Consider the following 24454-nt stretch of genomic DNA (forward strand, 5'->3'; position numbering starts at 1 on the left):
TCTTCTTCCGTGGCGGCACATGAACGATCCGTAAGCAATCCCGTGGCTTTCTCGGACCGATCAGACTTGTCTTCACGACCTCCAGCGACCATATTCGCTCGCGAGGTTTCAGAGCAATCCGAGGGGAGTCCCATGGCGGAATTCGACAGACAGGCAGCCCGCCCCTATGGCGTGGGTGCCTCGCGCGCCGATATCGGTGTCTATGACGAGGGCCTGCGCGCCTACATGCTGCAGGTCTACAACTACATGGCGATCGGCCTTGCGGTTACCGGGCTGGTGGCGTTCGGCGCCTTCTCGATGGCGATCGACGCAACGGGCCAGCTGACCGCTTTCGGCGAGGCGATCTATGTCAGCGCGCTGAAGTGGGTCATCATCTTCGCGCCGCTGGCGATGGTCTTCCTGCTGTCGGCCCGGATCGGCTCGATGAGCCAGTCCGGCGCGCAGATGGCCTTCTGGGTCTTCGCCGCGCTGATGGGCCTGTCGCTTTCGTCGATCTTCCTGGTGTTCACCGGCACCAGCATCGCCCGGGTGTTCTTCATCACCGCTGCCTCGTTCGGCGCGCTGAGCCTCTATGGCTACACGACGAAGAAGGACCTGAGCGGCTGGGGCTCGTTCCTGTTCATGGGACTGATCGGCATCATCATCGCCTCGATCGTCAACCTGTTCATCGGCTCCTCGGCGCTGCAGTTCGCCGTCTCGGTGATCGGCGTGCTGGTGTTCGCCGGCCTCACCGCCTACGACACCCAGCAGATCAAGGAGATGTATGACGCCAATGACGACGGCACCGTCTCCGGCCGCAAGGCGATCATGGGCGCGCTGCGCCTGTATCTGGACTTCATCAACCTGTTCGTGATGCTGCTGCAGCTGTTCGGCAACCGCGAGTAGCAGCCTGGCATCGCTGACCGTTGCGAGGCCCCGGCCACCGGCCGGGGCCTTGTCGTGTCGGCTGCCCCCCGGCAACACACCGACATGTCCTCGAGACCCTTCTCGATCAGGCCTGCCACCCGGGCCGACGTGCCCGTCATCGCTGCGATCTATGGCGATGCGGTGCTGCACGGCACCGCGAGCTTTGAACTTGATCCACCCGGCGAGGCGGAGATGGCGCGGCGCATGGCGGCGCTGCACGACGGCGGTTTCCCCTACCTCGTCGCCGACGCCGACGGCCTCGTCCTCGGTTATGCCTATGCTGGTCCCTACCGGCCGCGGCCAGCCTACCGCTTCACCGTCGAGGATTCGGTCTACATCGCGGCCGAGGCCCGCGGGCAGGGCATCGGCCGGGCGCTGCTCTCGCAGCTGATCGGCGAATCGGAGAGGCGCGGCTTCCGGCAGATGGTCGCCGTGATCGGCGACGAGGCCAGCGCCGGCTCGATCTCGTTGCACCGCGCCCTCGGCTTCGAGCACGCCGGGACGCTGCAGGCGGTCGGCTACAAGCATGGCGCCTGGCGGGCCACGGTCCTGATGCAGCGCGCGCTCGGCTCGGGCAATTCGCTGCCGCCCCCAGAGGGGCGGTAGGCCCCGACGGGGCCTGCGACCTTTCCCTCATCGTGGGCGCAGCGTCAGCGGCGGTCCGGGGTCGTTGCGGCGGGCCGGTCGCCGAGAATCGCTCCGATGCCGGCCGGCACCGGGACGGGATGACAGGGGCGGGCCGCGGTCTATGCCTCCACCAGCCGCACTCTGCGGTCGAGAACCCTGAGCACGCGGGCGAGATCGTGGCCGCGCTTGAGGATCAGCCCGGTAGCCGAGACCACCGAATAGGCCCCCTGGCGACGCGACAGCCGCGGCGTCTTCTCGATCCTGTAGAGTGGCATTTCGCTGGAGCGTCGGAACACCGAGAACACGGCCCGATCCTTCAGCGCGTCGATCGCATAGTCGCGCCATTCCCCCGCGGCCACCATGCGTCCATAGACATTGAGGATGGCGCCCAGTTCTTGACGGTCGAACGACACCTGCGGGGCCGTCCTCGCCTCCTGCGCGGCCGCGTGCGGGGTGAAGCCGCGGCCGCCGGGGAAGGCTATGGGTTCCGTTTCGCTCAACGGCGCCTCCCATGTGCGATGCTGTCCGTCACATGATCGTCAAGGAGCGACGACCGCGTCAAGCAGGGGTCCGCCGGCCTCACCGGCACGGCGCGAAGTCCGGTCGGGGAGCTCACGGAGAAATCACATTTCCGCCAGATTCGCGCCCTTGGCACGCCAGATTGACCATCCACCTTATCATCGTTGCCTCGAGGCCCGGTTCGAGGAGGCTCCGGAACACCCAGCCCCCCAGCCCCCCGGGGACTTCTCCGAACCGGGCCCATCCTTTTGCAGTACTGGTGGTTCAATCCCCCAACAGCAACTGTCCGGGCCGGTTCTCCGGCCCTTTTTGCTGTTGGGACGACAGGTCAGCGGGGGTCTTGAACTCGCCGCCCCCGGCATCCTATCTCGCCTGCCGGCGTCATCGGCAGACCGGTAACCGCGAACGGGGCGAATAAGAATGACCAGCGACACGGCGACCAGCGACACGGCGACAGCGACCGCGACGGCCGGCACCCATGCCTTTCAGGCCGAGGTCGGCCGCATCCTCGATCTGATGGTGCATGCGGTCTATTCGGATCGCGAGGTGTTCCTGCGCGAACTGATCTCGAACGGTGCCGATGCCTGCGAGAAGTTGCGCTATGCGGCGCGGCAGGACGATTCGCTGCTGGCCGGCGACACCCAGCTGGCGGTCACGCTGGCGCCCGATGCCGCGGCAGGCACCCTCACCGTCTCCGACAACGGCATCGGCATGAGCCGCGAAGAACTCGCCGGCAATCTCGGCACGATCGCCCGCTCCGGCACCCGCGCCTTCGCCGAGGCGCTGGGCAACGCCGGCGACACGCAACCCGGTACGGCCGAATCGCTGATCGGCCGGTTCGGCATCGGCTTCTACTCGGCCTTCATGGTGGCCGACCGCGTCGAGGTCTCTAGCCGCAGGGCCGGGTCGCCGGAGGGCTGGAAATGGAGCTCCGACGGGCGCGGCACCTACACCATCGAGCCGGATGAGCAGGCGCCGGCGCGCGGCACGCGAATCACCCTCCATCTGAAGGAGGACGCTCGGGAATTCCTCGAACCGCAGTGGCTGGAATCGATCGTCGCCGCCCATTCCGCCCATGTTCCGGTAGCGATCCGTCTGAAGGAGGGCGAGGTCAGCCGCGAGATCGCCGACGGCAGCGCGCTCTGGCTGAAGCCGAAGGCGGAGCTGACGGCCGACGACTACCGTGACTTCTACCGGCATGTCGCCGGAGCCTGGGACGAGCCGGCGCTGACCATCCACTACGCGGCGGAGGGTCGCCAGGCCTACCGTGTGCTGCTGTTCGTACCCTCCGAGAAGCCGTTCGACCTGTTCGACCCGGACCGCAAGGGGCGCATCCGGCTGTATGTGCGCCGCGTGTTCATCACCGACGACGCCGAGCTGATGCCAGCCTATCTGCGCTTCGTGCGCGGCCTCGTCGATTCCGATGACCTGCCGCTCAACCTCAGCCGCGAGATGCTGCAGCACAGCCCGATGCTGGCGCAGATCCGCAAGGCCGTCACCAACCGCGTGCTGAGCGAGCTCGCCAGGCTCGCCGAGAAGGATCCGGAGGCCTATCTCAAGGTGTGGAGCGCCTTCGGTCCGGTGCTGAAGGAGGGCCTCTACGAGGATCTGGAGCGCCGCGACAGTCTGCTCGACCTCGCCCGCTTCCGCTCGACCGTTGCCCCCGACGGCTGGCGCTCGCTGAAGGACTACGTGGCGGGACTGCGGCCCAACCAGACCGCGATCTACTACCTGACCGGCGACAGCCCTGCGCAGGCCGCCGCGAGCCCGCATCTGGAAGGCTTCCGCGCCCGCGGCATCGAGGTGCTGCTGCTCACCGATCCTGTCGACCATTTCTGGGTCCGCGTTGCCGCGGGCTTCGACGGCAAGCCGTTCCGGTCGGTCTCCCAGGGCGATACCGACATCGCCGCGATTCCGCTGGTTGCGCCGGCCGACGACGCCGACGACACAGCCGCGCCGGCCGCGGTCGCGACGCTGGCCGCCTTCGTCCGGCAGACGCTGGGCGAGACGGTCAAGGACGTCCGGGCTTCCGACCGGCTCGCCGAGAGCCCGGTCTGCCTAGTGGCCGGCGCCGGCACGCTCGACCGGCGGCTCGAGAGGCTGCTGTCGCGCCAGGACGGCGCGGCCGTGACCCGCTCGGCGCCGATCCTCGAGCTCAATCCGCGCCATCCGCTGATCCGCCACTTGGCGGCCCAGGCGACCGCGCCGGGCGACAAGGCCCTGCTCGCCGATGCCGCCTGGCTGCTCTACGACGAGGCCTGCATCCTCGACGGCGAGACGCCGTCCGACCCCGCAGCCTTCGCCGCCCGCCTGACCCGCCTGCTGCTTGCCCGCGGCGCGGCGTGACGCGCTATCCCACGACCAGCCGGGTGCCGGGGCCGAGGCGCGGCAGCAGCTTCGCCATGTCGGCGCGCCGCAGCGCGATGCAGCCCTCCGTGGGCAGCAGGCCGGGTCGGGCGAGATGCAGGAAGATGGCACTGCCGAACGGCCTCAGCGGCGGCTGCGTGTTGTGACCGATCACCACCACCCAGTCGTAGAGCCCGTCCTCGCGCCACATCCGCTCGTGACTGCCGGCAAACGGCAGGCGCACCGGGCGATTGTAGGCGCAGCGCGCCGGATCATCGCACCAGCCGAGTTGCGGATCGATCGCCACCACGTCGAGCCCGGTGCGCGGCGGCGGTCCGCGATCCGGCCGGTAGTAGACCGGGCCGAGCGCGAAGCTGCCGCGCGGCGTCGCGCCGTCGCCCTCGCGCTTCAGCCGCGTCAGGCCCGAACGCCCGAGCGCGCAGGGCCACACGCACCCGCCGGCCTGCATCAGGCCGCGCGCGACCCCGGTGGCATGAACCCTGACCACGTCTGCCGGTGCCGTCATCGTGACCTCTCGCGCCCGCTGCGATCGCCCCGTTCGCCTTGCGAACCGTGCGGAACGTGTTCTACATCCTTCGGGGACCCGCACGACCGTGCCGGCGGCACGGACCGCGACAACGAGACTCGGAGGCGTCCCGGATGAGCACGTCGAAACGCATTCTGATCGTCGACGACGACGCTGATCTGCGCGAGGCGCTGATCGAGCAGCTCGCCCTGCACGAGGAATTCTCGGCAACCGGCGTCGAGACTGCAAGGGCCGGCATCCGGGCCGCCGAGACGGACGGCGCCGATCTCGTCATCCTCGACGTCGGGTTGCCCGACATGGATGGCCGCGAGGCCTGCAAGGTGCTGCGCAAGCACGGCTTCAAGGCGCCGATCATCATGCTGACCGCACAGGACTCCGAATCCGACATCGTTCTGGGCCTTGAATCGGGCGCCAACGACTACGTCACCAAGCCGTTCCGCTTCGCCGTTCTGCTCGCCCGCATCCGCGCACAGCTGCGCCAGCACGAGCAGAGCGAGGACGCGGTCTTCGCCATCGGCCCCTACACCTTCAAGCCGGCGCTGAAGATGCTGTTCACCGAGAAGGGCTCGAAGATCCGGCTGACGGAGAAGGAGACCTCGATCCTCAAGTATCTCTATCGCGCCGGCGAGAAGGTGGTGACACGCGACGTGCTGCTGCACGAGGTGTGGGGCTACAATGCCGGCGTGACCACGCACACGCTCGAAACCCATATCTACCGCCTGCGCCAGAAGATCGAGCGCGATCCCTCCAATGCCGAGCTGCTGGTCACCGAGAGCGGCGGCTACAAGCTGGTGCCGCGCATCGCCGCCGGGAGCCAGACGGTGTGACGCTCGATCACGACGTCCTGCTGCTGAAGAGCATTCCGCTGCTGGCCGACTTCTCGGTCGAGCAGCTCCGGCTGATCGCCTTTTCCGCCGAACCGCACACCCTGCCGCCCGGCACGATCCTGTTCCGCGAGGGCGCCGAGGCCGAGGGGGGCTATCTGGTGCTGTCCGGAGCCGTGCGCCTCGTCAGGGAGCGCGGCGGCGTCGCGGAGGAGGTGGCGGTTGCCGGTCCGGGCGCGCTGATCGGCGAACTGGCGCTGCTGTGCCCGACGACCCGGCCGGTGACGGCGGAGATCATCGAACCGACCGAGCTCTATGCGATCACACGCCGGCTGCTGCGCCGGGTGCTGCAGGAATATCCCGAGATGGCGGAGCGCATGCGCGCGTCCCTGTCGCTGCGGCTGCGCGCGTTGATGGACGAACTCGGCCACACCCGCGCGCGGCTGCTGGCGGTCGATGGGGCGGACCCCGCCGCCCGTCGATGAGCGGACGGGAGCAGCGATCCGGCAGGATCGGCGTCATCCTCGCCACGCTCGGATCGGCCGTTGCTCTCGGCCGGTGGCCGCGCTGATCCCGCTGCGCTGGGGCGTGCCCGACAATCAGACGCTGCCGGGGTTGACGACGAGCACCGGGCAGCCCGCCCTGCGCAGGAGCGCGGCAAGATCGGCCGCCTGCGCTGCCGGACCGGTGCCCGCCTCCACTACCACCAGACCCGCCTGATATCGCACCGCCAGCATAGCCGCCACGCCGCCGCCGAGGCGCTCGGACGGCAGCGTCTCGACCGCACCGGCTTCGAGCCTGGCGAGGAACGGCTCGATCGCCGTTGTGCCGGGGTCGGTGAAGGCGATCACGCGGCCGCTGCGGGCAGGTCCGCCGGCGACCGCCACCGCCACCGCCCTCCGAGCCGCGGCAAGTAGCGCAGCAGCAAGGCGCGGCTCGGCGAACCGACGCGGCGGCGCCAGACAGATCAGGATCTCGTCCGGTGCCGCGCTGAGGATCGGTTCGGCCGGATCGACGGTCAGCGGACCGGTGGGCTGCGGCGCGCCCAGTTCCTGCGCCAGCCGCACCAGCGCCCGCCGGGCGTGGCCGAGGCTGCGCCTGAGCTCGGCCAGCATCGTGCCGGGATCGGCCGGGCGCGCGTGCCGGGTGACATGGCCGATCTCTGCCCCGACCGGCAGGGCCGCGAGATCGACCAGCGCCGCCTCCTCGATCAGGCTCGCCGCGAAGCCGCCGCCGAACCCCGTCGTCAGCCGTCGGGCAAGTGCCAGACCCGGCTCCACCTCGGCGCCGGCATAGGCGGCGACGCGCACCAGCCGGACCGGCCTCATCCGTGTCGCCCTCGACCTGCGCCGCCGTCCACCATTCCATCGTTGCGTGCGCCACCGTCCCGGCCGGTCTCGGCACCGGCACTCTCGGCGCCCAGCGCGATGCGCCGGCGCGCCAGCCAGATCAGGCGGTCCTCGATCGCCCGGTTGACGCTGCCTTCGGGAAACGCGCCGTCTTCCCCGCGCTCGCCGGCCGGCCTGCCGGTGAGCAGTTCCAGCGCCTCGTCGACCCGTGCGATGGCATAGACGGTGAAGCGCCCCGCGGCGCAGGCAGCGAGCGTCTCGTCGTTCAGCATCAGGTGCTGGACGTTGGAGGCCGGCACGATCACACCCTGCCGACCGGTCAGCCCGCGCCCGGCACAGACCTCGAAGAAGCCCTCGACCTTCTCGTTGACGCCGCCGATCGGCTGCACGTCACCGTACTGGTTGAGCGAGCCGGTAACGGCGAGATCCTGGCGCAGCGGGATCCCGGCGATCGCCGAGGCGAGCGCACAGAACTCCGCCACCGAGGCGCTGTCGCCCTCGACTCCGCCATAGGACTGCTCGAACACGAGGCTCGCGGTCAGCGACACCGGCCAGTCCGGGGCGTAGCGGGCGGTGAGCAGGCCGGCGAGAATCATCACGCCCTTCGAATGGATCGGGCCGCCGAGTTCGGTCTCGCGTTCGATGTCGACGAGCTTGCCGGCGCCGAGCCGCACCCGCGCGGTGATGCGGTTTGGTGATCCGAACGCATAGGTGCCGAGCTGCAGCACGCTGAGGCCATTGACCTGTCCGACCGCGCTGCCGTCGGTCGCCACCAGCATCACGCCGCGCCGCACCGCCTCGCGGCTCAGTTCGCGCGGCCGATCGAGCCGCCGCAGTCGTGCTGCCTCCGCCGCGGCGACATGGCCCGCGCCGACCGCCGCCGCCGCCTCGGCGCGGGCGCGGTGATCGGCCTCGCGCATCAGGTCGGCGATCCGCCCGAGCCGGACCGACAGGCGCTGGGTATCGGCCGCGATCCGGCCGGCATGTTCGACGACGCGGGCGACGCCGGTCCGGTCGAATGGCAACATCTCCTCGCGACGGGCAATGGCCGCCATCAGCCGGGCGAAATCGGCGACGGTCGCGTCGGTCCAGGGCGCCGTCTCGTCGAAGTCGACCGCGACCTTGAACACCTCCGGGAAGTCGCTGTCGAGTTGGCACAGCAGGTGGTAGACGAAGCGTTCGCCAAACAGCACCACCTTCGCCGAGAACGGGATCGGCTCCGGCTCGAGCGATACCGTCGACATCAGCGACAGGCGCTCGGCCAGCGATTCGATCTCGATGCGACCGTTGCGCAGCGCCCGCTTCAGCGCATCCCAGGCCATCGGCTCCGTCAGGATCTTGCGCGCGTCGATCAGCAGATAGCCGCCGTTCGCCCGATGCAACGCGCCGGCGCGGATCAGCATGAAGTCGGTGACCAGCGTCCCCATCTGCGGCAGGTGCTCGATCCGTCCGACCAGGTTGGGCAAGGTCGGGTTGTCCTCGCGCACCACGGGAGAGGCGCCGCCCGCCTCGCCGCCGGACACCAGCACGTTGACCATGTAGCGGCGGAACGGCGTGGTGTCGGGATTGCGCGGGCGCTGGGCGGAGCCGTCCTCGGTGACGAGACCCGCCAGCATCGCCGGCGCGGTCTCGATCATGTCGTCGCGCGCCCAGCCGATCCAGTCGGCCACCTGGCGGTCACTCTCGAAGGCCTGTCGCACCTCGGCCAGCGCCTGGTCGACCGCGACGGCGGCGAATTCCTGGTCGAGCTCGCGCACCTCACGGCGCCGCGTACGGTCGAGCCGGGTCGTCTCCTCGAGCACGGTGCGCAGGTCCTCCTGCAGTTCGGCGATCGCCGTCTGGCTCGCCCGTCGCTCCTCGGCGGGCCAGGCGTTGAACACCTCCGGCTTGACGACCTTGCCGTCGCGCATCGGCGCAAGCGCGAAGCCGACCGGCGTCCGCAGCACGGCGATGCCGCGTGCTTCGGCGCGGGCGCCGAGATCGGCGAACAGCTTCTCCTGCCGTTCCTCGAAGGCCTCGTCGATGGCGCGCCGCCGACGCCGGTACTCGTCACTGTCGAACACAGCCGGCAGCGCATCGGCAAGATCGCGCACCGCCTCGGCCATGCCTTCGCGCAGGCGCGGGCCGAGGCCGGTCGGCAGGCCGAGCGCCAGCGGCCGTTGCGGCTCGTCGAAATTGTTGACGTAGACCCAGTCGCGCGGCGGCGGCTTGCGCGCCGCCATCTGGCCGAGAAAGCTGGTCACCGCCGTATGCCGACCGGACCCCGGCACCCCCAGCACGAACAGGTTGAAGCCCGGCCGCTCGATCTCGGCGCCGAAGCTCAACGCCTCCAGTGCCCGCGCCTGACCGAGGAAGCCGTCGAGCGGCTCGAGGTCGGCGGTGGTCTGAAAGCCGAGCCCGTCCGGGTCGCAGCGTCGCCGCAGCCGATCGGCCGGGACCACAGCCCTGGCCCCGGTCATCCCATCCTGCATTCGCCGCTCCCGGGTTGCGCCGACGGACCCATCGCCCGCGGCGGCATCATTACCGCTCCTGCGCCCGCGCGCAGGCGACACACAGCTGCGCGGAGGGATCGACCTCGAGCCGGCCGTCGGGGATCTCCTCGCCGCAGGAGTCGCACCAGCCGAATTCGCCGTCCTCGATCCGCTGCAACACGCGGTGCAGCCGATCGAGCCGGGCCGCCCGCCGGCGTTCCGCGGCAAGTGCCATCGCCTGCACCTGCATCGCATCCATCCGGGCGAGCCGTCCGACGCTCTGCTGGTCGAGCGCGACCGGCGCGCGGTCCTCGGCGCTCTGCCGGCGCAACGCCTCGAGTTCGGCGATCTCGGCCTCGACGAGGCTGCGGTACCGCGCGCTCCGGGTCTGCTCCATCGTTTCGGCCTCTCCGGCTCATTCCCGCGCCCCAACCGCCGACGTCGCCGCCGGCCCATGCCCGATCAGGACGACAGGGCCGGGTCCAGCAGCCCGTCACCGGACACCGCCAGCGAGATTGCACCGATCGGGAGGCTCCATCAAGCATCAGGCCGGGCCCGGCCGGGCTGGCTGGCTGCGACCCGCCGACGGACGGCGGGCGCCGGCCGTTGCGGCGCTGATGCGTGGTTCGATCACAGGCCATCGCGATGGGCGAGGCGTCTGGCCGGCACCGGATCGCCGGAGAGTGCCGGCACCAGCCGACGGCGCGCCCGCACCGGCTGTGCCGGGATCGGGGCGTGCACCTGCTTGAGGGCCTCCACCAGCAGAACGCCGGGCGGCATCGCGGGAATCAAAGTTCCCGCCCGTTCCCACGCCGCCGCCGAGCGGATCAGGAAGCGGCCGCGGAATGGCGGGACCCACAGCGCCTCCTCCCAGGCTGCCGGCAGGAACGCGGCGCCGCGCAGCAGCCGGCTGAGCTGCGAGCGGCTGTAGGGGCGACCATGACCGAACGGCGTATGCTCGAAGCGCGCCCACAGCCCGCGCCGGTTCGGCACCACGACGACGAGCCGCCCGCCCGGCGCCACCACCCGCCAGGCCTCGTGCAGCACGCCGCGCGGGTCCTCGGCGAATTCGAGACTGTGGGTCAGCAGCAGCCGGTCGATCGTGCCGTCGCCCATCGGCAGCTCGGCCTCGTCGACCAGGCACGAGGCGACCGGGCCCTCGGCCGGCCAGTGCATGACCCCCTGTCCCGCCGGCATGAAGGCGATCATGCGCGCGCATTCGTCGCGGAACACGCCGAGATACGGCCCGGCGAAGCCGAGACCGACGACGGTCATGCCGCCGACATCCGGCCACAGGCGGCGCAGCCGGTGCACGATGAGCCGTCGCGCCACCTGGCCGAGGCCGCTGGCATAGAAATCCCTCAGATCGGCGACATCGGTGTGCATGCCACCAAACCTGCCGGGGTTGGCCGGGCTTCACAAGGGATGTTAGGTAGCGCCATGGCTCCGGCCGACGGCGGCCGACCAGTCGAATGACCAGCGGAGACGGTCCATGCACGGTTTCGACATCCGCATGTTTCCCTGCCTGAGCGACAACTACGGCGTGCTGATCCACGATGACGCTTCGGGCGTCACCGCATCGATCGATGCGCCCGAGGCTGCGCCGATCGAGGCGGCACTGACCGAGAACGGCTGGACGCTGACCCATATCCTGGTGACGCATCACCATGCCGACCATACCCAGGCGATCGCCACGCTCAAGGCCAAGCACGGCTGCCGGGTGGTGGGACCGCGCGGCGAGGCGGCAAAGGTGCCGGAGATCGACGAGACGGTTGGCGGCGGCGACACCTTCCGGTTCGGGCGCTACGAGGCACGAATCCTCGATACGCCCGGCCACACCAGGGGCCACATCGCCTGGTGGTTCCCCGGTCCGGCGGTGCTGTTTGCCGGGGACACCCTGTTCGCGCTCGGCTGCGGCCGCGTGTTCGAGGGCACCATGGCCGAGATGTGGACCTCGCTCGAGACGCTGCGCGATCTGCCCCCGGAGACCCATGTCTATTGCGGACACGAATACACCCTGTCGAACGGCCGCTTCGCTCTGACCATCGAGCCGGACAACGCGGCCCTGAAGGCGCGCATGGCGGAGATCGAGCGCAAGCGCGCGAAGGGCGAACCGACCCTGCCGACCACGATCGGCGTGGAGCGCGACACGAACCCGTTCCTGCGCGCCGATGTCGATGCAGTGAAGTCCGCCGTCGGCCTGCCGGATGCGGATCCGGCCGAGGTCTTTGCCGAGATCCGCGCCCGCAAGGACCGATTCTGATGCAGCAGACGGCAGAGGACATCATCCGCCGGCTCCAGCTCATCCCGCATCCGGAGGGTGGGCACTACCGCGAGACGTGGCGCGACGGGCCCGGTCCGTCCGGCCGGGCGCATGCGACGGCGATCTACTATCTGCTCGCCGCCGGCGAGGTGTCTCACTGGCACCGGGTCGATTCCGGCGAGATCTGGCACTACCATGCCGGGGCGCTCCTCGAACTGTCGGTATCCGTCGACGGCGAGCGCGTCGAGCGGTACCTGCTCGGCCTCGATTTCGCCGTCGGCGCGCGGCCGCAGGCGGTCGTGCCGGCGCATGCCTGGCAGTCGGCGCGCAGCCTCGGCGACTGGACGCTGGTCGGCTGCACCGTGGCGCCCGGCTTTGAGTTTGCGGGGTTCGAGATGGCGCCCGTCGGCTGGAGGCCCGGCGGCGGCTGAGCGGGGCTGCAGGGGCGACCGCCCGGGCCATCCGCAGCAGGTGGCGGGCAGCTCTCGCTGCAGCGGATCGGGTTGTCAGCCGCGCGGCCGGCGAATCATGTCCTTCGCCGCCAGCGCTGCCCCGCCGGTGATCAGCAGACAGGCGACGAGGATCAGCCAACTCGGCTCGGCGAAGCCCGCCGCGATCAGGATGCCCGTCGACAGCAGCGGCGCAGCATAGGAGCTTGCGCCCAGCACCTGGATGTCGCCGTGCTTGACACCGTAGTCCCACACATAGAAGGCCGCGCCGACCGGCAGCAAGCCGAGTGCTGCAACCGCCAGCCATTCGCGCACATCCGCCGGCCAGACGGTGGTCTCGAGGGCCAGGTGGCAGACGGCCGACAGGGCGGCGGTGGCAAGACAGAAGCCTGTCACGACATCGGTCGGCACGGCAGCGAAGCGCCGTGAGGCAACCGAGTAGGCCGACCAGGTCAGCGCGCAGACGAGGGCGGCGGCATAGCCGAGGGCGTAGCGCGCCTCCAGCTCGAAGCCGCGCCCCTTGGTGACGATCAGCGCCGCACCGGCAAGTCCGAGCAGTCCGCCCGCGACGTGATGCGGCCGCAGCCGTTCGCCGGGCAGCAGCGCGGAGAACAGGACGATCAGCAGCGGCCACAGATAGGCGATCAGCCCGGCTTCGACCGCCGGCGCGTTCCTCAGCGCGGTGAAGTAGAAGAAGTGATAGCCGAACAGCCCGCCGATCCCGAGCGCCCAGACAGCGGCAGGCTGCCTGAGGCTCGCCCGCGCGGCCGGCACCGCGATCCAGCGCACCAGCCCGATCGACCCGCCGATCAGGAAGCACATCGCGGCGAGCTGGAAGGGCGGGACGGCGCCGCTGGCGGCCGTGAACAGCGCCAGAAGCGACCACATCAGCACGGCAGTGAAGCCGATCAGCGTCGCCCTCAGCCGGCGGCCGGCATCGGCGGGGGTTCTGGCTGTTGCGGTGGTCGGGGCGGCATCCATGGCGCCGCCGAGTGCCACAGACGGCAGTCCCGCGCAAGCGGGGCGCCGCGCCGGACCGGGTCATCCGGTCACGGCATCGATGATCCGCGGCAGCTTGCCGTCTCGTCGCCCGCCCCGACGCAGACGCGCAAACCGCTTTCTCCGGAGAATGCGCTAGACCATCACCAGCGCGACATAGGCGCAGTAGCCGACGAACAGCGTCGCGCCTTCCGAGCGCGTGACGCGGCTGCCGGTGGCCGCGAAGATCGTCATCATCAGGATCACGCCGATCATCAGCGGCAGGTCGAAGCGGACGATCTCGTCGGGCACAGACAGCGGATGCGCGAAGGCGGTGACGCCGGCGATGCCGAGCACATTGAAGATGTTCGAGCCGACGATGTTGCCGTACGCGATCTCCGGCTGGCGGCGGATCGCCGCGACGAGCGACGTGGCGAGTTCCGGCAGCGACGTGCCGACCGCGACCACCGTCAGACCGATGACGGTATCCGAGACGCCGAGGATCGCCGCCAGATCGACCGCGCCGGACACCAACAGGCGGGCGCCGAGCACGAGCCCCAGCAATCCGAACAGGACAATTGCGACGTCGATCAGCGCGCCGGCCAGGCCGGGCTTCGGACGGGTCTTGCCGGTCACGTCCTCGGCGGGCGGATGGCGGCGCTCCTGAAACCAGACGAAGCCGAGATAGCCCGCGAGCCCCAGCACGAGCAGGACGCCATCGATCCGGCCGAGCACGCCTTCGGCGGTGAGCGCCAGCAGCACCAGCGCCGCGGCCAGCATCAGCCCGCCGTCACGAACCACCGTGCGCACTGGGCACAGGATCGGACAGACCAGCGCTGCGATGCCGAGGATCAGCAGCACATTGGCAATGTTGGAGCCGACGATGTTGCCGAGCGCGATGCCCGGCACGCCGGCAATCGCCGCCTGCAGGCTGGTCACGAGCTCCGGCATCGAGGTGCCGAAGCCGACCACCGTCAGTCCGATCATGAGCGGCGAGACGCCGAGCCGGATGGCGAGCGCGACCGATCCCCTGACCAGCAGCTCGCCGGCGACGAACAACAGGATCAGGCCGCCCAGCAGGGTTGCCGCGATGGTCACGGTATCTCGCCTCCGTTGCGCCGCATCCCCGGCGACCACCCAGATATATGCGGCGGCAACGGATCCGCTACCCCCGACACCGCATTTTCTGGCCGTCCGTCCCCCGATGGTCGCGCGTCGCACCGGCCATGCCGCGCGTCATCGCGGCCGCTGCCAGGCGGCGAGCCGGGAGGCGGATGATGTGGGCCTCACGCCATGTACTGGCCGCCATTGGCTGAGAGCGTCGAGCCGGTGATGAACCCGGCCTCCTCCGAGGCGAGAAACACCACGCAGCGGGCGATCTCCTCGGGTTCGCCGAGACGGCCGACCGGAATCTGCGGCAGGATCGCCTTCTCGAGCACGTCCTGGGGAACCGCCTTGACCATGTCGGTGGCGATGTAGCCGGGACAGATGGCATTGACGGTGATGCCCTTGCGGGCGTTCTCGAGGGCCAGCGCCTTGGTGAAGCCGATCTCGCCGGCCTTCGCCGCGGAATAGTTCACCTGGCCCATCTGGCCCTTCTGGCCGTTGATCGAGGAGATGTTGATGATGCGGCCGAAATTGCGCTCGCGCATGCCCTCGATCACCGGCCGGCACATGTTGAACAGCGAGCCGAGATTGGTGTCGATCACCGCCTTCCACTGATCGAGGGTCATCTTGTGGAACATGGTGTCGCGGGTGATGCCGGCATTGTTGACCAGCACCGAGACCGGACCGAGATCGGCCTCGACTCTGGCGACGCCGGCGGCACAGGCCTCGTGGTCGGACACGTCCCACTTGTAGACGGCAATGCCCGTCGCCTCCTTGAACCGTGCGGCCGCCTCGTCGTTGCCGCCGTAGTTCGCCGCGACCGTATAGCCTGCCGACTTCAGCGCCCTAGAGATCGCCTCGCCGATCCCGCGGGTGCCGCCGGTAACCACTGCAACCTTGCTCATCGTCGCCTCCCTCTGAAATGGCCTGCCGTCGAAATGCCGACGGTCCCCGGGCCTTCGAACCGCGCCGGGGGCCGGGTGCTGATGCGCCGCTAGCGCTCGACGCACATGGCGACGCCCATGCCGCCGCCGACGCACAGCGTGGCGAGGCCCTTCCTGGCGTCGCGCCGACGCATCTCGTGCAGCAGCGTGGTCAGGATGCGCGCGCCCGAGGCACCGATCGGATGGCCGATGGCGATGGCACCGCCATTGACGTTGACGATGTCCGGGTTCCAGCCGAGATCCTTGTTGACCGCACAGGCCTGCGCAGCGAACGCCTCGTTGGCCTCGACGAGGTCGAGATCGTCGATCTTCCAGCCAGCCTTCTCGAGCGCCTTGCGGCTCGCCGGAATCGGTCCCGACCCCATGATCTTGGGGTCGACTCCGGCCGATGCGAACGAGGCGATGCGGGCGAGCGGCTTGAGGCCGCGCGACGCCGCCTCGCGGGCCGTCATCAGCACCAGCGCCGCCGCACCGTCATTGATGCCGGAGGCATTGCCGGCCGTCACCGTGCCGTCCTTGTCGAAGACCGGCTTCAGCTTCGCCACCTGGTCGATGGTTGCCCCCTCGCGGATGTATTCGTCCTCCTCGACGACGACGTCGCCCTTGCGGCCGGCGACCGTCACCGGGGCGATCTCGTCCTTGAACCGACCGGCCTTCTTTGCCGCCTCGGCCTTGTTCTGCGAGGCCACTGCGAAGGCGTCCTGCTCCTCGCGGGTGATCTGCCACTGGCGGGCGACATTCTCGGCGGTATTGCCCATGTGGTAGCCGTTGAAGGCATCCCACAGGCCGTCCTTGATCATCGTGTCGATCAGCTTGAAGTCGCCCATCTTGACGCCACTGCGCAGATGCGCGGCATGGGGCGACTGGCTCATCGATTCCTGTCCGCCGGCAACCACGATCGCAGCAGAGCCGTCGGCGATCTGCTGCGCGGCGAGCGCGACCGCGCGCAGGCCGGAGCCGCACACCTGATTTATGCCCCACGCCGGCGACTCGATCGGAATTCCGGCCGCGATTGACGCCTGACGTGCCGGATTCTGCCCGGCTGCCGCGGTCAGTACCTGGCCGAGGATCACCTCGTCGACATCGGCTGGGGCGACGCCGGCGCGCTCCAGCGCGGCCTTGATCGCCACGGTGCCGAGATAGGAGGCGGGCACGCTCGACAGCGACCCATTGAACGAACCGACCGGCGTACGGGCGGCGCTGACGATGACGATGTCCTCGAACGTGCTCATGGGATTGACCTCCTGTGCCGGCTGGCCGCGCCGGTCCCGAATGTTGTTCCGGTGCACGCACCGGCTGGGCCGTCACTACAGCGATCGCGCGCCGGCGACGATCCCGGGGCGCTTCGCAGACTGTTTGCTGCATCGCATTGCGGTGAGTCAATCGCCGCCGCCCGCAGCCTGGACAAAACGGTGGCCGTGCAAGCGAAAAATCCGTATCGTGTCGCAGCAAAAGGCTCGTGAATTGACCTGTCGCAGTCGCAACACCGTGTCGGGATCGTGCAGGCTGAACCGGATCGCCGTGCTGTCGGCCACCGACTCCGCCTGTCGCACCTGCACGAGGCATGTCCGGTCGTCCTCCCCGTGCGTCGTCCTGTCGCCCGTCCCGCCGGCGCGCCCGGGGAGCTTCCGTGGCCTTGGCGAATGCCCCGGTGCGCCACCGCGATGAGGGTCGCCCGAGCCACGACAGGGAAACGCGCAAGCGGTGCGGACGGCGCCGGATGGTGACCAGGGCAGATGAGCAGGAACAAGCAGGCGACCGTCATCAAGAAATACGCCAACCGGCGTCTCTACAACACCGGCACCAGCACCTATGTGACGCTTGACGATCTCGGCGAGATGGTGAAATCCGAGGAGGATTTCATCGTCATCGACGCAAAAACCGGCGAGGACATCACCCGCTCGGTGCTGACCCAGATCATCTTCGAGCAGGAGAACAAGGGCGGCGCACTGTTGCCGATCAACTTCCTGCGCCAGCTGATCCGCTTCTACGGTGACTCGATGCAGTCGCTCGTTCCCAGCTATCTGGATTTCTCGATGTCCTCGCTTGCCCGCGAGCAGGAGAAGTTCCGTGACCAGATGACCCGTGCCCTGAGCGCCACGGCGATCGGAGCGTTGGAGGATCAGGTCAACCGCAACATGCAGATGTTCGAGCGCGCGTTCCGGATGTTCTCACCCTTTGCCGGCGACAGCGGTTCCACCAGCCACGGCGCCGCGCATGGCGCGGAGCAAGACGCTCCGCCATCGCGCAAGGCGGCGAAGGCGGACAGCGAGATCGAATCGCTGAAGAAGCAGCTCGCCGACGTTCAGACGCGTCTCGACAAGCTCGCCCGGGACCGCTGACCCGGCGCGCCCGGCGATCTGCCAGCGGCCAGCAGCAGGCCCAGCGGCCAGCAGCAGGCAAAGTCGCGCGGTTCGCGCAGGGGCCGGCCGGGAAGAGCGGGAAGAGACTGCCACCGGCACGACCGCTCACGGATGCCGCCCGTCGCTCAGCCGGCGGCGATGCGGATCTCTCCCGACGGATCGCCGGCCCGTTCGATGCCGAACATCCGGCCCTGCAGGTAATCGACCCCGATCGCGGCGAGAACCGCGGCATCCGCCTCGCACGACACCCGCTCGGCCACCACCTCGAGCCCGACATGGCGGGCGAGCGAGACCAGCGTCGCGACGAAGAAGCGATCGGCCTCGTTGTCGGCAATGCCCTCGATGAAGCAGCCGTCGATCTTGACGATGTCCACGCGCAGGGCGCGCAGGTTGCGGAACGAGGTGTGCCCGGCACCGAAATCGTCGATCGCGACCCGGCAGCCAATGTCGCGGACCGACTGGACGAACTGCACCGCGCGCTGCAGATCGGTGATCGCCATCGTTTCGGTGATCTCGACGATCAGCCGCCTGGCAAGGCTGCGGTCGCGTCGGATCTGGCCGACGAGCCTTGCGAACCAGGTGCCGTCGAGCGCGCTCGACGTCGAAACGTTGATCGACAGCACGAGATCGGGATCGGCGCGCAGCTCGGCGATTGCCAGATCCACGGCGCGATGGTCGATCAGCCGGACGATTCCCAGTCGCTCGGCCGTCTCGATGAACTCACCAGCCGCGATCACCGTGCCGTCCGGCAGGTGTAGACGGCACAGCGCCTCGTGGAACGCCGGCACCCGCGTGGCCGTCCGCACCACCGGTTGCAGGGCCAGACCCAGTCGCCCCTCGTTCAGGGCCGCAACGACCTGACCTGCGACCTCGGCGTTGCGCCGCCGCGCCGCGTCGCGGACCGGCGACGGCTCGTAGACCGCAACCGACGCAGAGCCCCTGAGGCGGGCCTCGTCGAGCGCCTCTTGGGCATGACCGAGCGCCTCGTGCGCGGTGCGCCCGTGGCGCGGCACGACCACGCCGCCCACCGAAACCGTCACCGCCACCTGGCCGGTCCCGGTGGCGATGGGGCCGCTGGCAACCGCCCGTGCCAACCGGTCGACCGCGATGCGGAAATCCGCTTCGCTGCAATCGTTGAGCACGAGCCCGAGCTTGTTGCCGGCCAGCCTGCCGATCGAATCGCCACCCCGCATCTCGCGGCGCACCCGCCGGGCGACGCCGGCGATCACCTCGTCGGCGACGTCGAAGCCGTAGGCGTCGTTGAGCACCGACAGGTTGTCGACCGCGACGATCGCCACCGCCGCGCTGCGGCGGAACCGCTCCGCCGCCACGATCGCCGCGCCGATCTCCTCGACGAGACGCGCTCGGTTGAGAGCGCCGGTCAGATTGTCGTGGTCGCTGCGGTAGATCAGCCGCTCGTCGCGGGCCCGTCGCTCGTTGATGGCGCGGATGATGCCATGGGCGCGCACCGGCTTGCCGTCGGGTCCGGCGAACCAGCGACCGTTGTCCTCGATCCACAGCGCCTCGCCACCGCCGAGCGGCAGGAAGCGGTACTCGATGTGATAGGCGATGCCGGCACCCTCGTCCTCGACACCGCTCTCGACGACGGCCGCATGGCGGCCGGGTGGCCCTTCAGGATCGATCCGGCGGGCATAGAGGCGTCCGCTGGCAAGCGACGCGCCGGGCGTGCGCAGCAGACCCTCCACGTCGCCGCCCCATGCGATCCGGTCGCTTTCGAGGTCCCATTCGTACGCGGCCGCGCCGATCGAGGCGAGGATCGCGCCTGCGTCGGGCTCCGTTCGGCCATCCGTATCGTCCTCGCCCATGCCAGCAAGCTCCTGTGGCGGCCGCCGCACCACGACTCATCGACCAGATTACACCCGCCGGCGCACCCCGGCAGCAGTTTCCTGTGGACAATCCGACACAGTCGGCGCGCGAAAGGTTAACAATCGGTTTCCGAACGGCCGGGCGCTTGCTGCGCAACCGGCATGGGGACGTCCGTCGTCCCGAAGCGGCACAGGAGATGATCGATGCGCATCAGCGAACCGGCCGACGGGTTCAGGGCGGGACGTCCGCAGGCCCGGATCGAACCGGGATCGGACGCCGAGACGCGACAGCCACCGCAGCGCGGCACCGCGGCGCGCCTGCCGGTGCCGGTTCGCCGCGCCGCGGCCGACGACCGTGCCCAACCGGCGGCACGGCTGGCGATCGCCAGCGCGCCGCTGATCGCCCAGCTGATCGCAACCGAGATGGGTCTGCCGCAGACCCGTCTCAGGCGACTGGCGCCGGTTGCCGAGGCGCTCGCCGCCTATCGCGGCTGCCGATCGCTCCCTGTCCCGGGCCGGTCACAGGCGCGGTCCGCCTGAGCCGGCCACGGGTCACAGCCCGATCGCGCAACCGTCCTTGCGTGGGTCCGATCCGGCGATCAGCACCCCGCGCCGTCGGTCGATCAGGATCGCCTGACCGCCGCCGAGCGGCGAATCCGCCCGCCTCACCTGATGCCCGAGCGCAACGAGCTCGGCCGCCGTCGCCTCCGCAACGCCCGTTTCCAGGACGGTCGCATCGCCCTCGAAGAAGGCGCGCGGCAGGTCGATTGCCGCCTGCGGATCCATGCCGTAATCGATGAGGTTCGAGACGAGATGGGCGTGGCCGCAGGCCTGGTACTGGCCGCCCATCACGCCGAACACGCCGCGGGTGAGACCGTTCTCGACGAGAAGGCCGGGAATCAGCGTGTGCAGCGGACGCTTGCGCGGGCCGACCTCGTTGGGATGCCCGGGCGTCAGGACGAAGCCCGAACCCCGGTTCTGCAGCACGACGCCGCTGTCCGGCGCAACGATCGCAGAACCGAAGTAATCGAACACGGAGTTGATGAAGGACACCGCCATGCCGTCGGCATCGACGATACAGAGATACACGGTATCGGTCTTCTCGCGCGGGTCGATCGGGCCGGTCTCAACCATCCGCCGCCGCGGGTCGATGCGGGCGGCGAGCCGGTCGAGGAACGCCGGCTCGATCAGCGCAGCGGCCGGCAGGTCGGCGGTCGCCGGATCGCTGACGAAGCGGTCGCGGCAGGCATAGGCGAGGCGCGCGGCCTCGATCTCCAGATGCAGGCGCTGCGCGCCGAGCGGGTCGAGACCGGCAAGCCCGAGACGCTCGAGAATGCCGATGAGGATCAGCGCCGTGATGCCCTGGCCGTTCGGCGGCAGCTCGCCGACCGACAGCCCTCGGTAGGGCGACAGCATCGGATCGACCCATGTCGCCTCGGTCGCGGCGAGATCGTCGGGCGTCAGACAGCCGCCGCGGCGGGCCACCGCCGCGCATATGTCCTCGGCCACTGCGCCGGTGTAGAAACCGTCGCGGCCGGCCTCGGCGATCCGCCGGTAGGTGCGGGCGAGGGCCGGAAAGCGGACGACATCTCCGACCGCGGGCGCGTCGCCCGCCGCGGTCAGGTAGTGGCGCCGCCCGCCCGGGTCGCGCACGAGCCGCCCGACCTCGCCCGCCCAGTCGCGGGCGACGCGCGGCGCGACCGGCACGCCGGATTCGGCGAGGTCGATCGCCGGCGCCAGCGCCCGGTCGAGGCCGATGCTGCCGAAGCGCTCGAGGAGCTGCGACCAGGCCGCCACCGCACCGGGCGCGGTGACGGACGTGCCGTGGTCCTCGTCGATCTCGGACAGTCCCTGGGCCCGCACATAGTCCGGAGTCAGGGCCGCCGCCGAGCGGCCGGAGCCGTTGAGGCCGTAACGGCTGCCGTCCGGCAGGGCGACGATCGCGAAGCAGTCGCCGCCGGCCGAGGTCATGTGCGGCTCGGCCAGGGTCAGCACCGCCGATGCGGTGATCGCCGCATCGACGGCGTTGCCGCCGCCCTGCAGCACGGCCAGTGCAGCGGCCGCCGCCAGCGGATGCGAGCAGGCGACCATGCCGCGGGTGGCATAGACCGCGGAGCGGCCCGGCGCCTGGAAATCGCGCGCCATGGGTCAGCCCTCCCCGTGCGGGCCGATGGCGAAATCGCGCCGGGCAGCGCGGATGGTGATCGAGAAGCCGGCCACGACGTCGACGAAGGCGATCGCGGTGAGCAGGAAGAAGGTCGAGGTCGCCGCCCGTGCCACGAGCAGGAACTCGACCAGGCATCCGACGAAAACCAGTGTCGACAGCAAGTGATCGACGATCGACATCGAGGTCGTCCGCGTCGCCTTCAGCACCTCGACGAACAGCAACAGCAGGGCGACCAGCAGGAACACGTCGCTCGCAGTCATCGTCCACACCGCGCCCGACATCATGTCGACATCGAACAATGCAGCCTTCCAGTCGACGCCGCCGAACAGGAATTCGAGCGCGTTGTAGCCGATCAGCGGGAGGATCATCAGCGGCAGGCCGTACATCGGCAGACTCCGGTGTTCGGGGACGGGTCGCGGTCGGTTGCGCGAGCCGGCATCATGCGTTCGCGGCGGGGCGGACGGAAGCCCTCCCGACGGGTCGGGCGAGCTCAAACGAAAAGGCCGGCGTGATCGCCGGCCTTGACGGTCCCCGGTGCGGCCGATGCCTCAGTCGGCGTCGACCGGCTTCAGCACCTGCCGGCCGCGATACTTGCCGGACTTCAGGTCGATGTGGTGCGGACGGCGCAGCTCGCCCGACTCCTTGTCCTCGACATAGGTCGGCGCCTTCAGCGCGTCGGCGGAGCGGCGGTGACCGCGCTTCATCGGCGAGGTCTTCCTTTTCGGTACGGCCATGGTCTCGTCTCCTCGGAACCGGGTGCCGACGGCGAGGCGGGGGCGCGTCTGGGCTGCCCGGCACCGCGGCAAAATGACGGAAGTCGGCGGGCTTATAGAGGAAAGCGCGTCGGAACGGAAGGGGCGAGTCGCCGCCGGGTCCGGCCGCGCCGTCGCGGTGACCGCCGCGTCGCAGGACGCGCGAGCCCGCCGTCTACTCCAGGCAAGTCACATAGGCCCCGGCCTGACGGGCCCGTCGCTCGATGATTCCGGCGAGGTAGGTGGTGGTGCGGCCCGGCTTGGCGGGATTGCGGGCGATCGGGTTCGGGAGGGCGGCTGCCATCAGCGCCGCCTGTCGGCGCGACAGCCGTGCGGCCGGCACGCCGAACCAGTGCTGGGCCGCGGCCTCTGCGCCGAATACGCCGGGGCCCCATTCGACGATATTCAGATAGATCTCGATCATCCGACGCTTCGACCAGACGAGATCCGCCCAATAGGCAAGCGGCACTTCGAGCCCCTTGCGGACGTAGCTGCGCGATGACCACAGGAACAGGTTCTTGACCGTCTGCATCGGGATCGTGCTCGCGCCGCGCGTGTCGCCGCGGTCGAGAACCTCGCGCACGGCTTTCCAGTCGACGCCCCGGTGCGCGCAGAATTGGCCATCCTCCGACATGATGACCGAATGGACAAGCACCGGCGCGATGTCGTCGAGCGGGACCCAGCGCTTCTTGATCGGCACCCCGTTGAGACGCTGCCACACTTCCAGCGTCGAGGCCGGTGGCGGCACCACCGCGTAGAGCGGTACCAGCACGATCGGCAGCGCCGCGAGCAAGAGGCCTGCGATGGCAATGCCGCGCACCAGCCGCCGCGACCACGCGCGCCACCCGGTCCGCCTGCCGCCCCTGCTGGTCCTTTCCGCCATGCCCCGAGATAGCTTCCGCCCCGCCGACCCGCAACCGAATTGCGCCGCTGCCGGCCCGTTGCATGTCGCGACGCGCTCGGCCACTCTCCGCGGCATTGGCTGGAGGGCGTACAGGTGGCTGATATCGGCGGGTTCGAGGCGGATCTTTCAGCGACGGCAGCGCGTGTCGAGGCGGTCCTCCGCACGCGGCTCGCGCCGATCGGCGGCCGTCTCGGCGCGGCGATGCGCCATGCCGCGCTCGGCGGTGGAAAGCGCCTGCGGCCCTTTGTCGTGCTGCGCGCCGCAGCACTTTTCGGGATCGCCGAAGCCGTGGCGATGCCGGCGGCCTGCGCGCTCGAACTGCTGCACTGCTACAGCCTCGTCCACGACGACCTGCCCGCGATGGATGACGACGATCTGCGCCGCGGCCTGCCGACCGTCCATCGCGCCTTTGACGAGGCGACCGCGATCCTGGCCGGCGACGGCCTGCTGACACTTGCCTTCGAGACGCTGGCCGACCCCACAGCCCATCCCGATGCGGCCGTGCGTGCGGAGCTGGTGGTCGAACTCGCGCGCGCCGGCGGGACGAACGGCATGATCGGCGGTCAGATGCGCGACCTCGCCGCCGAAGGCCGGTTTGCGGCGGGCCTGCCGCTCACGCTGTCCGAGGCCGAGATCGCGACGCTGCAGGCAATGAAGACCGGTGCGCTGTTCCGTTTTGCCGCACTTGCCGGCGCGATCCTCGGCGGGGCGGGCGAGGCTGATCGGCAGCGCCTCGCCGCCTACGGGGCCGCACTCGGCCGCGCCTTCCAGATCGCCGACGACCTGCTCGACGAGGAAGCAAGCGCCGATCAGGTCGGCAAGGCGACCGCCAAGGACCGGACCAGGGGCAAGGCGACGCTACCCGCGCTGATCGGCCCGGGTGCGGCGCGCGACAGGCTGGGCGAAGCGGTTGCCGAGGCCAGCGCCGCGCTCGCCGGCTATGGCGACCGGGCAGCACCGCTGGTCGCAGCAGCCCAGTATGCCGCGGCGCGGCAAAGATGACCGGCCGGACATCATGACCGCCGCCGGCGCCGGTCCGCCTCCCAAGGCACAAGGCTGGCCTTGTCGCCCGTCAATCGCGACGAGGATGCGCAGACCGGCTCCGCACAGGC

25 protein-coding genes are annotated in these 24454 nt (G+C 69.9%); 10 read left to right on the forward strand and 15 right to left on the reverse strand.

What is annotated here, in order from left to right:
- Nucleotides 1–132: 132 nt before the first annotated feature.
- Entirely contained in the window at nucleotides 133–885 is a 753-nt protein-coding gene (locus tag EDC22_RS06175) for a Bax inhibitor-1/YccA family protein (RefSeq protein ID WP_132805751.1), read from the forward strand.
- 84 nt (nucleotides 886–969) lie between these two features.
- Nucleotides 970–1512 carry a GNAT family N-acetyltransferase gene (locus tag EDC22_RS06180; RefSeq protein ID WP_132805752.1) on the forward strand — a complete coding sequence of 181 codons (543 nt, stop codon included), beginning with the start codon at nucleotides 970–972 and terminating at the stop codon, nucleotides 1510–1512.
- 140 nt (nucleotides 1513–1652) lie between these two features.
- Here the strand turns inward: EDC22_RS06180 and EDC22_RS06185 are convergent, their stop codons facing one another.
- A complete protein-coding gene (locus EDC22_RS06185) occupies nucleotides 1653–2033 on the reverse strand; it encodes a DUF2794 domain-containing protein (protein WP_245499656.1) in 381 nt (126 codons plus the stop codon).
- 439 nt (nucleotides 2034–2472) lie between these two features.
- Between EDC22_RS06185 and htpG the strand changes: the two genes are divergently transcribed.
- Entirely contained in the window at nucleotides 2473–4398 is a 1926-nt protein-coding gene (htpG, locus tag EDC22_RS06190; RefSeq protein WP_132805753.1) for a molecular chaperone HtpG, read from the forward strand.
- Between the two features lie 4 nt (nucleotides 4399–4402).
- On the opposite strand, the gene EDC22_RS06195 is transcribed toward htpG, so the two are convergent.
- Complete coding sequence (locus tag EDC22_RS06195; protein WP_132805754.1) at nucleotides 4403–4924, reverse strand: L,D-transpeptidase family protein; 522 nt, start codon at nucleotides 4922–4924, stop codon at nucleotides 4403–4405.
- 134 nt (nucleotides 4925–5058) lie between these two features.
- Here EDC22_RS06195 and EDC22_RS06200 point away from each other — a divergent pair, with 134 nt between their 5' ends.
- Complete coding sequence (locus tag EDC22_RS06200) at nucleotides 5059–5772, forward strand: response regulator transcription factor (RefSeq protein WP_132805755.1); 714 nt, start codon at nucleotides 5059–5061, stop codon at nucleotides 5770–5772.
- On the forward strand, nucleotides 5769–6254 hold the full coding sequence (locus EDC22_RS06205; RefSeq protein WP_132805756.1) for a cyclic nucleotide-binding domain-containing protein: 486 nt from the start codon (nucleotides 5769–5771) through the stop codon (nucleotides 6252–6254). The genes EDC22_RS06200 and EDC22_RS06205 overlap by 4 nt, the downstream gene beginning before the upstream one ends.
- 114 nt (nucleotides 6255–6368) lie before the next feature.
- Here the strand turns inward: EDC22_RS06205 and EDC22_RS06210 are convergent, their stop codons facing one another.
- The 4 genes from EDC22_RS06210 to EDC22_RS06225 form a co-directional block, all read right to left on the reverse strand.
- Complete coding sequence (locus tag EDC22_RS06210; RefSeq protein ID WP_132805757.1) at nucleotides 6369–7097, reverse strand: hypothetical protein; 729 nt, start codon at nucleotides 7095–7097, stop codon at nucleotides 6369–6371.
- Nucleotides 7094–9589, reverse strand: a complete 2496-nt coding sequence (locus EDC22_RS06215; RefSeq protein ID WP_207903716.1) for a Lon protease family protein — start codon at nucleotides 9587–9589, stop codon at nucleotides 7094–7096. Before EDC22_RS06215 ends, EDC22_RS06210 begins: the two co-directional genes overlap by 4 nt.
- A gap of 49 nt (nucleotides 9590–9638) precedes the next feature.
- A complete protein-coding gene (locus tag EDC22_RS06220; protein WP_132805758.1) occupies nucleotides 9639–9986 on the reverse strand; it encodes a TraR/DksA family transcriptional regulator in 348 nt (115 codons plus the stop codon).
- Nucleotides 9987–10219: 233 nt separating this feature from the next.
- Nucleotides 10220–10975 (reverse strand): class I SAM-dependent methyltransferase, encoded by a 756-nt coding sequence (locus tag EDC22_RS06225; RefSeq protein ID WP_132805759.1) that lies wholly within the window; start codon nucleotides 10973–10975, stop codon nucleotides 10220–10222.
- 106 nt (nucleotides 10976–11081) lie between these two features.
- On the opposite strand from EDC22_RS06225, the gene gloB reads away from it, so the two are divergent.
- Both gloB and EDC22_RS06235 read left to right on the forward strand, forming a co-directional pair.
- The gene (gene gloB, locus EDC22_RS06230; protein WP_132805760.1) at nucleotides 11082–11852 is read left to right on the forward strand and encodes a hydroxyacylglutathione hydrolase; all 771 of its coding nucleotides are present in this window, start codon (nucleotides 11082–11084) and stop codon (nucleotides 11850–11852) included.
- A complete protein-coding gene (locus tag EDC22_RS06235; RefSeq protein WP_425385514.1) occupies nucleotides 11852–12283 on the forward strand; it encodes a cupin domain-containing protein in 432 nt (143 codons plus the stop codon). Before gloB ends, EDC22_RS06235 begins: the two co-directional genes overlap by 1 nt.
- Before the next feature lie 75 nt (nucleotides 12284–12358).
- Here EDC22_RS06235 and yddG read toward each other — a convergent pair whose 3' ends face one another.
- The 4 genes from yddG to EDC22_RS06255 all read right to left on the reverse strand — a co-directional run bounded on the left by yddG (nucleotide 12359) and on the right by EDC22_RS06255 (nucleotide 16562).
- Nucleotides 12359–13282, reverse strand: coding sequence for an aromatic amino acid exporter YddG (yddG, locus tag EDC22_RS06240; RefSeq protein ID WP_132806000.1), 924 nt, complete (start codon nucleotides 13280–13282; stop codon nucleotides 12359–12361).
- Between the two features lie 153 nt (nucleotides 13283–13435).
- Nucleotides 13436–14377 (reverse strand): calcium/sodium antiporter, encoded by a 942-nt coding sequence (locus EDC22_RS06245; protein ID WP_132805761.1) that lies wholly within the window; start codon nucleotides 14375–14377, stop codon nucleotides 13436–13438.
- A 188-nt stretch (nucleotides 14378–14565) separates the two neighbouring features.
- A complete protein-coding gene (phbB, locus tag EDC22_RS06250) occupies nucleotides 14566–15291 on the reverse strand; it encodes a beta-ketoacyl-ACP reductase (protein WP_132805762.1) in 726 nt (241 codons plus the stop codon).
- 89 nt (nucleotides 15292–15380) lie between these two features.
- The gene (locus tag EDC22_RS06255; RefSeq protein WP_132805763.1) at nucleotides 15381–16562 is read right to left on the reverse strand and encodes an acetyl-CoA C-acetyltransferase; all 1182 of its coding nucleotides are present in this window, start codon (nucleotides 16560–16562) and stop codon (nucleotides 15381–15383) included.
- Nucleotides 16563–17066: 504 nt separating this feature from the next.
- Between EDC22_RS06255 and phaR the strand changes: the two genes are divergently transcribed.
- Nucleotides 17067–17672 (forward strand): polyhydroxyalkanoate synthesis repressor PhaR, encoded by a 606-nt coding sequence (gene phaR, locus EDC22_RS06260; RefSeq protein WP_132805764.1) that lies wholly within the window; start codon nucleotides 17067–17069, stop codon nucleotides 17670–17672.
- Nucleotides 17673–17818: 146 nt separating this feature from the next.
- On the opposite strand, the gene EDC22_RS06265 is transcribed toward phaR, so the two are convergent.
- Nucleotides 17819–19519 carry an EAL domain-containing protein gene (locus EDC22_RS06265; RefSeq protein ID WP_132805765.1) on the reverse strand — a complete coding sequence of 567 codons (1701 nt, stop codon included), beginning with the start codon at nucleotides 19517–19519 and terminating at the stop codon, nucleotides 17819–17821.
- 204 nt (nucleotides 19520–19723) lie between these two features.
- Here EDC22_RS06265 and EDC22_RS06270 point away from each other — a divergent pair, with 204 nt between their 5' ends.
- A complete protein-coding gene (locus EDC22_RS06270) occupies nucleotides 19724–20059 on the forward strand; it encodes a hypothetical protein (protein WP_132805766.1) in 336 nt (111 codons plus the stop codon).
- A 12-nt stretch (nucleotides 20060–20071) separates the two neighbouring features.
- On the opposite strand, the gene EDC22_RS06275 is transcribed toward EDC22_RS06270, so the two are convergent.
- The 4 genes from EDC22_RS06275 to mtgA form a co-directional block, all read right to left on the reverse strand.
- Complete coding sequence (locus EDC22_RS06275; RefSeq protein ID WP_132805767.1) at nucleotides 20072–21664, reverse strand: gamma-glutamyltransferase family protein; 1593 nt, start codon at nucleotides 21662–21664, stop codon at nucleotides 20072–20074.
- Nucleotides 21665–21667: 3 nt separating this feature from the next.
- Nucleotides 21668–22072, reverse strand: a complete 405-nt coding sequence (locus EDC22_RS06280) for a hypothetical protein (protein WP_132805768.1) — start codon at nucleotides 22070–22072, stop codon at nucleotides 21668–21670.
- Nucleotides 22073–22234: 162 nt separating this feature from the next.
- Nucleotides 22235–22420 carry a 50S ribosomal protein L32 gene (gene rpmF / locus EDC22_RS06285; protein ID WP_132805769.1) on the reverse strand — a complete coding sequence of 62 codons (186 nt, stop codon included), beginning with the start codon at nucleotides 22418–22420 and terminating at the stop codon, nucleotides 22235–22237.
- A gap of 193 nt (nucleotides 22421–22613) precedes the next feature.
- Nucleotides 22614–23321: a monofunctional biosynthetic peptidoglycan transglycosylase gene (mtgA, locus tag EDC22_RS06290; RefSeq protein ID WP_132805770.1), complete on the reverse strand. Its 708-nt coding sequence runs from the start codon at nucleotides 23319–23321 to the stop codon at nucleotides 22614–22616.
- Nucleotides 23322–23435: 114 nt separating this feature from the next.
- Between mtgA and EDC22_RS06295 the strand changes: the two genes are divergently transcribed.
- Nucleotides 23436–24344 carry a polyprenyl synthetase family protein gene (locus EDC22_RS06295; protein ID WP_245499657.1) on the forward strand — a complete coding sequence of 303 codons (909 nt, stop codon included), beginning with the start codon at nucleotides 23436–23438 and terminating at the stop codon, nucleotides 24342–24344.
- Nucleotides 24345–24454: the final 110 nt, after the last annotated feature.

The sequence above is a fragment of the Tepidamorphus gemmatus genome (assembly GCF_004346195.1).
In the GTDB taxonomy this organism is placed as follows: domain Bacteria; phylum Pseudomonadota; class Alphaproteobacteria; order Rhizobiales; family Tepidamorphaceae; genus Tepidamorphus; species Tepidamorphus gemmatus.

Coding starts and splice junctions, on each gene's coding strand:
- EDC22_RS06175 (WP_132805751.1), top strand. CDS start 133: ATGGCGGAATTCGACAGACAGGCAGCCCGCCCCTATGGCGTGGGTGCC.
- EDC22_RS06180 (WP_132805752.1), top strand. CDS start 970: ATGTCCTCGAGACCCTTCTCGATCAGGCCTGCCACCCGGGCCGACGTG.
- htpG (WP_132805753.1), top strand. CDS start 2,473: ATGACCAGCGACACGGCGACCAGCGACACGGCGACAGCGACCGCGACG.
- EDC22_RS06195 (WP_132805754.1), bottom strand. CDS start 4,924: ATGACGGCACCGGCAGACGTGGTCAGGGTTCATGCCACCGGGGTCGCG.
- EDC22_RS06200 (WP_132805755.1), top strand. CDS start 5,059: ATGAGCACGTCGAAACGCATTCTGATCGTCGACGACGACGCTGATCTG.
- EDC22_RS06210 (WP_132805757.1), bottom strand. CDS start 7,097: ATGAGGCCGGTCCGGCTGGTGCGCGTCGCCGCCTATGCCGGCGCCGAG.
- EDC22_RS06215 (WP_207903716.1), bottom strand. CDS start 9,589: ATGCAGGATGGGATGACCGGGGCCAGGGCTGTGGTCCCGGCCGATCGG.
- EDC22_RS06220 (WP_132805758.1), bottom strand. CDS start 9,986: ATGGAGCAGACCCGGAGCGCGCGGTACCGCAGCCTCGTCGAGGCCGAG.
- EDC22_RS06225 (WP_132805759.1), bottom strand. CDS start 10,975: ATGCACACCGATGTCGCCGATCTGAGGGATTTCTATGCCAGCGGCCTC.
- gloB (WP_132805760.1), top strand. CDS start 11,082: ATGCACGGTTTCGACATCCGCATGTTTCCCTGCCTGAGCGACAACTAC.
- EDC22_RS06235 (WP_425385514.1), top strand. CDS start 11,852: ATGCAGCAGACGGCAGAGGACATCATCCGCCGGCTCCAGCTCATCCCG.
- yddG (WP_132806000.1), bottom strand. CDS start 13,282: ATGGATGCCGCCCCGACCACCGCAACAGCCAGAACCCCCGCCGATGCC.
- phbB (WP_132805762.1), bottom strand. CDS start 15,291: ATGAGCAAGGTTGCAGTGGTTACCGGCGGCACCCGCGGGATCGGCGAG.
- EDC22_RS06255 (WP_132805763.1), bottom strand. CDS start 16,562: ATGAGCACGTTCGAGGACATCGTCATCGTCAGCGCCGCCCGTACGCCG.
- phaR (WP_132805764.1), top strand. CDS start 17,067: ATGAGCAGGAACAAGCAGGCGACCGTCATCAAGAAATACGCCAACCGG.
- EDC22_RS06265 (WP_132805765.1), bottom strand. CDS start 19,519: ATGGGCGAGGACGATACGGATGGCCGAACGGAGCCCGACGCAGGCGCG.
- EDC22_RS06270 (WP_132805766.1), top strand. CDS start 19,724: ATGCGCATCAGCGAACCGGCCGACGGGTTCAGGGCGGGACGTCCGCAG.
- EDC22_RS06275 (WP_132805767.1), bottom strand. CDS start 21,664: ATGGCGCGCGATTTCCAGGCGCCGGGCCGCTCCGCGGTCTATGCCACC.
- EDC22_RS06280 (WP_132805768.1), bottom strand. CDS start 22,072: ATGTACGGCCTGCCGCTGATGATCCTCCCGCTGATCGGCTACAACGCG.
- rpmF (WP_132805769.1), bottom strand. CDS start 22,420: ATGGCCGTACCGAAAAGGAAGACCTCGCCGATGAAGCGCGGTCACCGC.
- mtgA (WP_132805770.1), bottom strand. CDS start 23,321: ATGGCGGAAAGGACCAGCAGGGGCGGCAGGCGGACCGGGTGGCGCGCG.